The organism is Thiomicrospira sp. (assembly GCF_036568485.1).
Taxonomy (GTDB): domain Bacteria; phylum Pseudomonadota; class Gammaproteobacteria; order Thiomicrospirales; family Thiomicrospiraceae; genus Thiomicrospira.
Genome location: NZ_DATCSL010000033.1, coordinates 1 through 10,776 on the forward strand (window position 1 = coordinate 1; position 10,776 = coordinate 10,776).

The 10,776-nt window shown below is 46.9% G+C and carries 11 protein-coding genes; 5 read left to right on the forward strand and 6 right to left on the reverse strand.

Annotated features, from left to right (window positions below; translation table 11 throughout):
- Positions 1-137 precede the first annotated feature (137 nt).
- The 3 genes from VIM91_RS03285 to VIM91_RS03295 all read left to right on the forward strand — a co-directional run bounded on the left by VIM91_RS03285 (position 138) and on the right by VIM91_RS03295 (position 2,044).
- On the forward strand, positions 138-608 hold the full coding sequence (locus tag VIM91_RS03285; RefSeq protein WP_331863394.1) for a methylated-DNA--[protein]-cysteine S-methyltransferase: 471 nt from the start codon (positions 138-140) through the stop codon (positions 606-608).
- Positions 592-1,221 carry a DNA-J related domain-containing protein gene (locus tag VIM91_RS03290; protein WP_331863395.1) on the forward strand — a complete coding sequence of 210 codons (630 nt, stop codon included), beginning with the start codon at positions 592-594 and terminating at the stop codon, positions 1,219-1,221. The genes VIM91_RS03285 and VIM91_RS03290 overlap by 17 nt, the downstream gene beginning before the upstream one ends.
- A gap of 145 nt (positions 1,222-1,366) precedes the next feature.
- Positions 1,367-2,044: a hypothetical protein gene (locus VIM91_RS03295; RefSeq protein ID WP_331863396.1), complete on the forward strand. Its 678-nt coding sequence runs from the start codon at positions 1,367-1,369 to the stop codon at positions 2,042-2,044.
- A gap of 79 nt (positions 2,045-2,123) precedes the next feature.
- On the opposite strand, the gene VIM91_RS03300 is transcribed toward VIM91_RS03295, so the two are convergent.
- The 6 genes from VIM91_RS03300 to leuS form a co-directional block, all read right to left on the reverse strand.
- A complete protein-coding gene (locus VIM91_RS03300) occupies positions 2,124-3,377 on the reverse strand; it encodes a glutamate-5-semialdehyde dehydrogenase (RefSeq protein WP_331863397.1) in 1,254 nt (417 codons plus the stop codon).
- Positions 3,378-3,585: 208 nt separating this feature from the next.
- Positions 3,586-4,605, reverse strand: a complete 1,020-nt coding sequence (locus VIM91_RS03305; protein WP_331863398.1) for a sodium:calcium antiporter — start codon at positions 4,603-4,605, stop codon at positions 3,586-3,588.
- A gap of 25 nt (positions 4,606-4,630) precedes the next feature.
- The gene (locus tag VIM91_RS03310; protein WP_331863399.1) at positions 4,631-5,353 is read right to left on the reverse strand and encodes a cytochrome b/b6 domain-containing protein; all 723 of its coding nucleotides are present in this window, start codon (positions 5,351-5,353) and stop codon (positions 4,631-4,633) included.
- 125 nt (positions 5,354-5,478) lie between these two features.
- A complete protein-coding gene (gene holA / locus VIM91_RS03315; protein ID WP_331863400.1) occupies positions 5,479-6,495 on the reverse strand; it encodes a DNA polymerase III subunit delta in 1,017 nt (338 codons plus the stop codon).
- Complete coding sequence (locus tag VIM91_RS03320) at positions 6,492-7,091, reverse strand: LPS assembly lipoprotein LptE (protein WP_331863401.1); 600 nt, start codon at positions 7,089-7,091, stop codon at positions 6,492-6,494. Before VIM91_RS03320 ends, holA begins: the two co-directional genes overlap by 4 nt.
- 22 nt (positions 7,092-7,113) lie before the next feature.
- The gene (gene leuS, locus VIM91_RS03325) at positions 7,114-9,573 is read right to left on the reverse strand and encodes a leucine--tRNA ligase (RefSeq protein ID WP_331863402.1); all 2,460 of its coding nucleotides are present in this window, start codon (positions 9,571-9,573) and stop codon (positions 7,114-7,116) included.
- Positions 9,574-9,707: 134 nt separating this feature from the next.
- Between leuS and VIM91_RS03330 the strand changes: the two genes are divergently transcribed.
- Positions 9,708-10,076, forward strand: a complete 369-nt coding sequence (locus VIM91_RS03330) for a zinc ribbon-containing protein (RefSeq protein ID WP_331863403.1) — start codon at positions 9,708-9,710, stop codon at positions 10,074-10,076.
- A 107-nt stretch (positions 10,077-10,183) separates the two neighbouring features.
- The gene (locus tag VIM91_RS03335) at positions 10,184-10,675 is read left to right on the forward strand and encodes a hypothetical protein (RefSeq protein ID WP_331863404.1); all 492 of its coding nucleotides are present in this window, start codon (positions 10,184-10,186) and stop codon (positions 10,673-10,675) included.
- The last annotated feature ends 101 nt before the right edge of the window (positions 10,676-10,776 follow it).

Genomic DNA, 10,776 nt, shown 5'->3' on the forward strand with positions numbered 1-10,776 from the left:
TATACGCCAATTAATTGTCCGGCTGGTTCACCAGGCCTGGTAGTTTGCACACACGATCCTTAGCAAGATTTAATACATTAATTATTAAACGCCACATTATACTTTTATTCGCTGGCAGCGTCACTTAAACTAACCAAATGACTGAGTCCTCCCTTCTTAACTACGGCCAACACCGCACCCGCTTCGGTGAGGTTTACTTGTTGTTGGATCAACAAGGCCTACGCCGCTGTGATTTTAGGCCGTTTTCGCTTGATGGGATGCAATACCAAACCGACTCGACCTTCACTCAGCCGGTGGCTGATGCGATTGGTAAAGCTGAATATTCGATAACACTTTGCCCACAAGGTACGCCATTTCAGCAAGCGGTTTGGCAAGCCATACTACAGATTCCATTTGGTCAAACCACAGATTATCTAAGCCTTGCACAACAAATTGGCCACCCCACCGCCAGCCGCGCGGTGGCGAATGCAGTGGGTGCGAATCCAATTAGCTGGTTTATTCCTTGTCACCGTGTGATTCGTCGTAATGGCGAACTCGGCGGCTATGCTTGGGGCAGCGAACTTAAACAGACCTTACTAGATTGGGAACAATATGGCCGACTCGGATAATCCGCCAATTGATCCCCAGCTAGAAGTCGACCTGCTGAATATTTTAAGCGGCCATCCAACTGGTATCGCTGAACATGCGTTATTAAAACAACTCAGCCAAGCCGGTTATGCGGTTTTCACCCCCAGCTTAGAGCCACTTGAATTGTTTCAGGCACACTTTTTGTTGTTTCATATTTTGTATCGCCTAGCGGATAAATGGCAGCAAGCCGGGCACGGTCGTCTAGTGATTGATTGCTTAAACATACATTTTCAACCCGAATCTGATCCAGATATTACTCCTTCCGACCAAACGAACTTAGCGCGTGATGATTCGTTAAAACGTTATTATCTCGACTACCAACATTACCGCGATACCCAAACTCAAGATGTAGTGGATTTACTCGATCAATTTTGGAAACAACTATCTGGTGTATCAATGGCCAGCCCATCTGAAATTGAACAGGCCAAACTCACACTAGAAATAACAACACAAGACGAAATCGGTCTAGAACAAGTGAATCTTCAATATCGAAAACTCTGTTTTATCCACCACCCAGACAGGGGTGGCGACACCCAAACCTTCCAAAAAATAAATCAGGCGGCTCAACTCTTAAAACGCCTTTATGCCAATTAAATTCAAATCAATCCAATTCGTCCTTTAAAACCTTTTATTTCGTATAAATACGCACGTGTTTTGCATAAATAAAATTGAATAGCCAAGTCTTATTAGCCCAAGTTAATATGACTAACCTATTAAAATAATTAGGAAATAAAGGATCATGATTCACATCTTCCGCGTGTTCAATACGAACCATAGCGATTACTTGGAGTTTCTAGACAAACCTCAGGTCGTGGAAAACTATAAAATGAATCAGAACCCGCAACGTTTTAACTGGCAAGTTGTGAGCATAGACCAAGCCTTAAAACAAGAAACTCGACGCGCACAACGCGAATCCCTCCAAGTGATTAAACAACGCGGCGAAGGACGTGTTATCAAAGTCATTAGTAAAGCCGAAGTTCACTGGTATTCGCCTTCCAATTCTCACGGTATTCCGTCTGAATATCAGGTGGCGATTCAACATTTCACCGATCAGTGCCAATATTACAAAGTCACCAGCCGTCACCAAGAAATTTTTAAAGTCATTCGCGACCCGCGTTTCCAAAATCTACATCGTTCAATTGTGGATAGCATTTTGGCCAAGGTGGAAGCCACGCGTTGCGCACAGCGTTTAGACCGTTATTTAGATTTAAACCTCAACAAGCTATACCAATATGGGGTTGAAATCGAACAACTGCATGGCACCTATAGTCAGATTCGCAACACTATCACGCAAAAACGCCTCAACTGTCCGTTGTTTAGCGATTTTTTATTACGTTTATTAGATATTTGCATCGCAAAAGAAAAAGAGTTGCTAGGCAAGAATCAAACCTACCAAAAGCTACTTAGAACGGGATAACTGTGTGACCACCAGGCCTGGTGATCACCTAAAAATCAGGCAGAGAACACGACCCTATCAACGACTTTAACGACAGTGATTACTGACGAATATGTCCATCACCCAACACAATGTATTTTTGCGATGTTAAACCTTCTAACCCAACAGGGCCACGCGCATGGAATTTATCGGTACTAATGCCAATTTCCGCACCCAAGCCATATTCAAAACCATCCGCAAAACGCGTGGAGGCATTCACCATCACCGAACTAGAATCAACTTGCGCCATAAACTGACGTGCCTTGGTATAGTTTTCGGTAATAATCGATTCCGTATGTCCAGAGCTGTATTGATCAATATGCGCGATGGCTTCATTCATACCCGCCACCACTTTAATGGATAAAATCGGCGCCAAATATTCGGTTTCCCAATCTTCATGAGTCGCGGCTTTGGCTTCAATAATTTGGCGGGTGACTTCACAACCACGCAATTCAACCGACTTTTCCGCATATAACTTAGCTAACTCAGGCAAAATGTCGGCCGCCACCGACTCGGCCACCAATAAAGTCTCCATCGCATTACATACGCCATAACGATGAGTTTTTGAGTTAAAGGCCACCTTAATCGCTTTCTCTTTGTTGGCATCATCATCAATATACACATGACAAATACCATCCAAATGTTTAATCACTGGCACACGCGCATGTTCGCTAATGCGCGCAATCAAACCTTTGCCGCCGCGTGGAATAATCACATCAACATATTTAGGCATCGCAATTAATTCGCCTACCGCTTCGCGATCCGTGGTTTCAACCACCTGCACCGCCGCTTTAGGCAAACTGGCTTGCTCTAGCCCAGCTTGAATACAAGCCGCTAACGCACGATTTGAAAACGCCGCTTCCGAACCGCCACGCAAAATCGCCGCATTACCCGACTTTAAACATAACGCCGCCGCATCAATGGTCACATTGGGGCGAGATTCGTAAATAATTCCCACTACACCCAAAGGCACGCGCATTTTGCCTACCTGAATACCGGATGGGCGATAACGTAAATCCGTCACTTCACCAATCGGGTCCACCAGGCCTGCTATTTGACGCAAACCTTCCGCCATCTGTTTTATCGCTTTGTCGTCAATCGCCAAACGATCCAACATCGCTGCATCCAAACCATTGGCTTTACCGGCTTCTAAATCCTTCGCATTTTCGGTTTTCAATAATTCAGCCTGCGCTTCCAACTGCGCCGCCATCGCCAACAAGGCCTGGTCTTTCTGCTGGGTGGTCGCGGTCACTAAAACCCGAGAAGCCGCACGCGCCGCCTGACCTAAATTCTGCATATAATCTTTAATATCCATACCCTATCCTATTGCTTTAAAGCTTGATTAATATTGGCATATAAACTCACAGCGCGCTTGCCATTTGTTACGTCGATTTGGATCAAACGAGCATTGTAGCGGGTTCACAGAATGAGTGCAAAAGCGGTTCTGGCAAGATTCTTCTAATCTTATGTCACCACTAACAAGGTTCATTGGATTTCTATAGACTTAGAAACAGTACCGCTTGCTAACCGTTCGCCAGAACAATCCCCAACGCGACCGCGTAAACGCTTAAGATCATCGCGCTTTCAAAGCCAATTCGGCCAATACCATAAGTTTCACGCCGCACCATACCCAACAACAGAATCGCGGTCATCAAAATACTGACTAAACCCCAAGTTATTTGCACCGTTGACAGTTCGTTATAGATCGAACCACCGGGATAACTCACATCTGCCGCCGCAACCACCAACATATTAAAACAGTTGGTGCCAAAAATATTACTCACCGCTAGTGTTAAAGCACCATAACGTATGGCCGCAATCGTCGTCACCAACTCAGGCGTAGAAGTCGCCAAAGCCGTAAATACACCGCCCACCAAGGTATCCGACATACCGGTTTGATCCGCGATCACTTTGGCCGCCTCCATTAACACCCAACCAGCCAGTGCAGTTATGGCGGCTAACACCACAAATCGAGTCCACACGACCGACGAACGGCCTTGATAATGCAACTCTGGTCGATCTGGTACGGTTTGACTGGTTAAGCGAGGAAACCACATAGGTTTAGTGCGAGCGCGATAAACCAAATGCAATCCAAAAAGATAAACCCCCACAATCACCGGCGTAATCGGGTGCACACCCCAGCTTGCCATGGAGGGAGAAATAATCGCCAACAGTGGCAAGGTCAGCAACACAATTAACAAAGTCGCCAGCGTTAAATTAGCCGACGAAGCCGCCGCATGTTCTAAATTTGCTTTGCGATAAATAATATCGGCGACACCCAAAAACAGCAAATTCACCGCCATGCTGCCCATCGCATTACTCATCGCCAAATCGGGGCGTGCATCCAGAGAGGCACTTAACGTAGCGGCAAAATCCGGCAATGAAGTAATGCCCGCCAATAACAATACCCCGAATAACGCCTCACCCAACCCAGTACGATCCGCCAATTCATCCGCCAACCGTGCCAAGCGCGTGCCTGCAAAAATAATCGCCAAGGTCGCAAAAGCAAAAACAATAAGGCTAAGGGTTAAAGAAGACAACACTCACAACCTCTAAGGTGCTATGAAATTAATGATCATCGTCGTGCTCATCATGCTCATCTTCTAATTCACCCAATTGTACGGTCCAACCGATTAATGGCAGCTTTGTAGTCTGCGTTGCCGCATCGAAATTCGCAAATAACCCATAACTCCAGCTAAAACAAACAACACAAAAAACAAAAGCCGCCACAAAATGTGGTGATTTAATGCCCTCTTTCTCATCCACGGCTTTGTGCCCATGGTACATGCTCGCCACAATATTTTCGCGGTGACGCACAACATGCGCCATCACACCCAAAATATGCACCGCAACCACCCCAAGCATCGCGTAAGCAAACAGTTCATGAATATCTTCAACAAACTCAAGTCCAAGACCCATTAACAAACCGCTCAACACCAGTCCAACAAGCAAACCCAGCATGGCAAATATAGCCCAGGCTCCCGCCGGATTATGCCCAACATGATGTGTATTCCGGCCAATCAGCGCGCCGCCCAGATACTCAAGTACCGACTTAGGGCTAAATGTGAAAGATGAAAACCGAGCATATCTCGACCCAACAAAGCCCCAAATAACCCGCATAAAAACCATTAAACCAATAATTAAACCTAAGATCGCATGGTAAGCAAACAAACCACTGTCATCACCCAAAACCAAAGAGATAAAAGCCGACGTGAAAAAACTAACTACAAGCAACCAATGAAACAACCTGATAGGCAGATCCCACACTAGTGTTTTTAATGGCTCCTTCATATAGCTCTCCTTTCAAAATAAATGGATATTGATCCACTGTGCAAGGTTTAAGGTAACAACATTTTGTTACTGACTAATTTTCTTGATATACGCAATCAATTAAAGCGGCATAACAACTTAGCCTATTACCTTGCAATCTTCATGACCAAATCCGACAACCCAAGCCACGGATCACCAGGCCTGGTGCCTTTGATTTGGCGGTCGATTTGATAGGCTTGCATGAGGAGTTGTGACCAGTGGTCTTGGCTGTGGCGGCGTAATGCCTGGCTGACTTCGTTTTGTTTGCTTGACCAGATTCGCATGGCTTTCATGGCTTGGGCGAGCGGCATAGTTTGTTGTTTTTGGCTGAGTTCGATGAGTTGGCGTAGCTCTTTGGTGAGTAGCCATAATACGATGGGCGCTTCGCTGCCTTCTTGTTGCAGACGTTGCAACACGTGCAGGGCTTGGGCGGCTTGGCCTAGTAACATTAGACTGCTTAAGGCAAATAATTGATAGTGGGCTTGATCAACCACGCTGTTTTCTATATCCGCCAGAGTGACCGTTTCGCCCGCTGGTTTGATTAAGGCGAGTTTTTCGAGTTCTTGATCGGCGGCGAGTAAATTACCTTCGACCCGTTCGGCGAGCAAAGCGGCGGCATCCTGATCCATTTGTAGGCTTAAACGTTGCGCTTGATGTTGACACCACTGAGGTAATTCACGCATTTCGATGGGTTTGGATTGCACCACCAGGCCTGCGGCTTCAATCGCGCTGACCCATTTGGATTTGGTTTGGCGCGAATCTAGGCGTTCGCAATAAATCACCAATACAATATCCGGTTCGGTTTGCGGGGTTTGGTTGCACCAGGCCTGGATAAACGCGGTACCGGCTTGCCCGGGGTTACCAGTGGGCAGGTTTAATTCGATAATGCGACGTTCGGCAAATAAGGAACCGGTTTGAGTTTCCATTTGCAGTTCGCCCCAATCATATTGCGCATCTACTTCGTAACGATCACGTTGATCGTAGCCGCGCTCACGCAAATATTGGCGAATCGCATCGGTGCTTCGGCGGATATAAAGCGGTTCTTCGCCATAAATCAGTAACACAGGCGGAATCGCCAGCGACCCTTGCGCCACTTGCTTTAAAAAAGCGGGCGCTAGAATCATTGCGATGTCTCATTAGTTTGCGATGGCTCGGCTGGGTTTTCGTCAGTGCTAGAACCCGGCTGATCATATAGCGCCGGCAGTTGATGATAGGTGCGATTAAGTCGGTCGATTAGCTGACGCGCCAAATCTTGTTGCATTTGACGTTCAATATCTTGCAACTCACGCGCGGCGGCGAGTTGCTGTGCTGGATCGGTTTGACGATCACGCAAGGCCATAACTTCGGTGTTGATGATTTCCGTGTCATCTTCAACACGGAAAGCGATAAACGACTGGCTGAGCTTAATCAGTTCTGAAGTAGTTTCGCCAGTGGCGGAAAAGGCCGTGCGACTGATATTGCGTTGATAGCCACCCAATTGCACCACCACTTCGGCTTGCGACATGGAATCAGTTATCTCGACTCCCAAACCACGCCATTGTTGACGTAATGCGCTAACGAGTTCGCGGGGAACTTTTTCTTCCCCAAGCAACTGCACCGTTTTATAGCTTGCGCCCGCGAGCGGGCCGGTGCCACGTAAACGAAACCCACAACCCGTTGAGCCAACGGCGATGGCCGCGAATAAACCATTTAATAACGTACGACGTGTCAACACAGACATAAATCCGCCTTTTCGTTGTTTTTTAGCCTTTTACCACTAAGTTAACCAAACGCCCAGGCACCAAAATTTCTTTGATCAGTTCTTTGCCGTCAATAAATTTGGTGACCGATTCTTCGGCCTTGGCTAACGCCAAAATCGCGTCTTTATCTAAATCTTTCGCTACGCTGATTTTGCCGCGTAACTTACCATTAACCTGCACCATCAATTCGATTTCGTCTTTAACTAAGGCGGATTCGTCCACCTTTGGCCAGCTGACATTAAGCACCAGGCCTGGTTGCTCTAGGGTTTCCCAAAGGGTTTGGGTAATATGCGGCACCATCGGCGACAACATCAACACCAGGGTTTCCAAAGCTTCTTGCATGACCGCGCGACCTTGCTCGCTGTCGTCATCAAACTTGGCTAGGCTGTTTAACAGCTCCATGCAGGCCGCAATCGCGGTGTTAAATTGCAAACGACGGCCAATGTCGTCGCTGACTTTTTGTAAGGTTTCGTGCAGTTTTAAACGCAGGGCTTTTTGCTCTTTGGTTAAACCGTCACTATTCTGGCTGGCGGGCACCAGGCCTGCTTGTGCGTGTTGCTGTACTAAACGCCAAACCCGGTTTAAGAAACGGTGCGCGCCTTCAACACCTGAATCTGACCATTCCAAACTCTGCTCTGGCGGCGCCGCAAACATAATAAACAAACGCACGGTATCTGCACCATATTGTTCAATCAAACCTTGCGGATCGACGGTATTGCCTTTAGATTTCGACATTTTTGCGCCGTCCATTAACACCATGCCTTGAGTTAATAGGTTTTTGAACGGCTCATCTGAATTAACCAAACCGACATCACGCATCAGTTTATGGAAGAAACGCGCATACAATAAATGCAAAATCGCGTGTTCAATGCCGCCGATATATTGATCAACCGGCAACCAATAATTAGCGCGTTCGTCCAACATAGCTTCATTTTGACCTGGGCAGGCGTAACGTGCGTAATACCAAGACGACTCAAAAAAGGTATCGAAGGTATCGGTTTCGCGTTTGGCTTCGCCGCCACATTTCGGGCAGGTGCAATTGCGGAAAGAATCCAGTTTAGCTAACGGCGAACCTGCGCCATCTGGCACTACATTTTCTGGCAAACGCACCGGTAAATCTTGCTCTGGAACCGGCACGGGGCCGCAATCCGCGCAATAAATCATTGGGATCGGGCAACCCCAATAACGCTGGCGAGAAATGCCCCAGTCGCGTAAACGGAAGTTGGTTTGTTTTTGGCCGAGGTTTTTGTCGCCTAATAACTTAGCTAAAGCTTCTAACGCCGCGCTAAAATCAAGCCCGTCTAACTCGCCGGAGTTAAACAACACGCCTTTTTCGGTATAGGCTTGTTCAGATACATCCACCGAATCCGAATCCTGTGGACGGATAACCGGCTTAATCGCCAAGTTGTATTTTTTAGCAAATTCATAGTCACGCTGATCGTGCGCCGGAACCGCCATCACCGCGCCGGTGCCATAACCCATTAAGACAAAGTTGGCCGCCCAAACTGGCACCAATTCACCCGTCACCGGATGGCGCACACGTAAACCGGTATCGACACCTTTCTTTTCCATGGTTTCCATGTCGGCTTCGGCGGTTGAAATGTGTGAACATTCTTCAATAAACTGCGCCAACGGCTCGTTCATTAACGCGGCTTTTTTGGCTAACGGATGATCGGCCGCAATACCAACATAAGACACACCCATTAAAGTGTCCGGGCGCGTGGTATAGACTTTTAGGCTTTCAGTTTGGCCTTCAATTGGAAACGCGATTTCCATACCTGTGGATTTACCAATCCAGTTGCGCTGCATGGTTTTAACCTGTTCTGGCCAACCTTCTAACTTATCCAAGTCACTTAATAATTCGTCGGCATAATCGGTAATTTTTAAAAACCACTGGGCGATTTCTTTGCGTTCAACTGGCACACCAGAACGCCAACCTTTGCCATCAATAACCTGCTCATTCGCCAATACGGTTTGATCGACCGGATCCCAGTTCACCACTGATAATTGACGATACACCAAGCCTTTTTCGTAAAGCTTGGTAAACAACCATTGTTCCCAACGATAATAATCCGGCGAACAAGTCGCCAACTCGCGCGACCAGTCATAACCTAACCCCAGTTGTTGCAACTGGTTGCGCATGTAATCCATGTTGGAATAAGTCCAAGCGGCCGGTGCAACCTTGTTTTGCATCGCGGCATTTTCAGCCGGTAAACCAAACGCGTCAAAGCCCATGGGCTGCATCACATTTTTGCCCAACATGCGTTGATAACGCGAAATCACATCGCCAATCGTGTAGTTACGCACATGCCCCATATGCAGGCGCCCGCTTGGATAAGGGAACATCGACAAGCAATAATATTTTTCTTTGCTTGGGTCTTCGGTAACTTCAAAGACTTTTTGATCTTGCCAGATTTTTTGAATGGCGGCTTCTAACGACTGAGGTTGATATTCGGCGATCATCTTGTTGTGTTTTCCTGCTGGGTTTTCGGTATGATTAAAATAGAAAAATTTAGAATTTGCTCATTATAACAAAGTAACTCTAAGACGAATTAGCAGTTTCTATCCCCGCCTAGCCGAACACAAGGAGGCCGCCCATGTCACTATCCGAAAAATTTCAAAATGCATACAACAGTCTACTCGACCAACTCACCTTTCGCCTGAAAAATGCCGAAGACGCTAGTTTGCATTGGCTGGGTAAAGAGATTAGTCAAATCGAACAAAAAGGCTCGGAGCTAGAAGTCTTAACTGAACATGAACTTGAAGAGCTGCAGAACTTACTTAAAGCCGATGTCGAGCAAACGGCTGGCTACTTTAACGACCTGGGCAAAGGCGTGGATGCGTTTATTGAAAACGACTGGCCGGCGATTGAAGCGACCCTTACTGAAAAAGCCCTCACCCTCGCCGACCCTAGTAAAATTGAACTTCTAAAACTGCGCCTTCAAGCTGCGTTAAATAAGGATTAACCAGGCCTGGTAGCCTTTAAACATTAGGCAAAGCTGATGTTTAAGCTTGGCATTTTGATTTCTGCTATGCTCGAATGGCGTTTTAAATTTCTACGGGAGGGGTAAAAATGAAAGCGTTTTTAAAGAGTTTTTTATTAATCTTTGCCTTAGCACCAGGCCTGGTGCTAGCCGATAAACCGACCGATTCTCGTGCAATTACCGGAATGCAAACCGGGCAGATTCTTTGGGATATTACACTCGCAAATCCTCAAGGTTTAATTTCACGTTTAAATGTCATCGAAGAAACCCATCAAGACTTGATTCGCCAAGGTTTGAAACCCAAAATGGTGTTTGCATTCCGCGGTGGTGCGGCGGGCTTGATTGCACGAGATACCGAAAAGTTAGACATCGAACGTGCCGCCGAGGTGCGAATGCTGCATGACCGCATAGCGCAAATTCAGCAGCTTGAAGGCGTTCACATGGAAGCCTGTGCAATCGCCACTCGGCGTTTCAATCTCAGCCAAGAAGATTTATTACCCGGCATCACCTTGGTGGGCAATACCTTCTTGTCAATTATGGGGTATGAGAATCAGGGCTTTGCAACCATTCGGATTGACTGAACCACCAGGCCTGGTGGTATTGGTTACTGCTTGCGATTAAACGGATTCGTGATTTTGCCGGTGTAGGCGTAGCGTTTGCCTAGGATAAAACCAAAAATACC

Excerpts from the sequence above, each read along its gene's own strand:
- VIM91_RS03285 (WP_331863394.1), top strand. The coding sequence starts at position 138 with ATGACTGAGTCCTCCCTTCTTAACTACGGCCAACACCGCACCCGCTTC.
- VIM91_RS03290 (WP_331863395.1), top strand. The coding sequence starts at position 592 with ATGGCCGACTCGGATAATCCGCCAATTGATCCCCAGCTAGAAGTCGAC.
- VIM91_RS03295 (WP_331863396.1), top strand. The coding sequence starts at position 1,367 with ATGATTCACATCTTCCGCGTGTTCAATACGAACCATAGCGATTACTTG.
- VIM91_RS03300 (WP_331863397.1), bottom strand. The coding sequence starts at position 3,377 with ATGGATATTAAAGATTATATGCAGAATTTAGGTCAGGCGGCGCGTGCG.
- VIM91_RS03310 (WP_331863399.1), bottom strand. The coding sequence starts at position 5,353 with ATGAAGGAGCCATTAAAAACACTAGTGTGGGATCTGCCTATCAGGTTG.
- holA (WP_331863400.1), bottom strand. The coding sequence starts at position 6,495 with ATGATTCTAGCGCCCGCTTTTTTAAAGCAAGTGGCGCAAGGGTCGCTG.
- VIM91_RS03320 (WP_331863401.1), bottom strand. The coding sequence starts at position 7,091 with ATGTCTGTGTTGACACGTCGTACGTTATTAAATGGTTTATTCGCGGCC.
- leuS (WP_331863402.1), bottom strand. The coding sequence starts at position 9,573 with ATGATCGCCGAATATCAACCTCAGTCGTTAGAAGCCGCCATTCAAAAA.
- VIM91_RS03330 (WP_331863403.1), top strand. The coding sequence starts at position 9,708 with ATGTCACTATCCGAAAAATTTCAAAATGCATACAACAGTCTACTCGAC.
- VIM91_RS03335 (WP_331863404.1), top strand. The coding sequence starts at position 10,184 with ATGAAAGCGTTTTTAAAGAGTTTTTTATTAATCTTTGCCTTAGCACCA.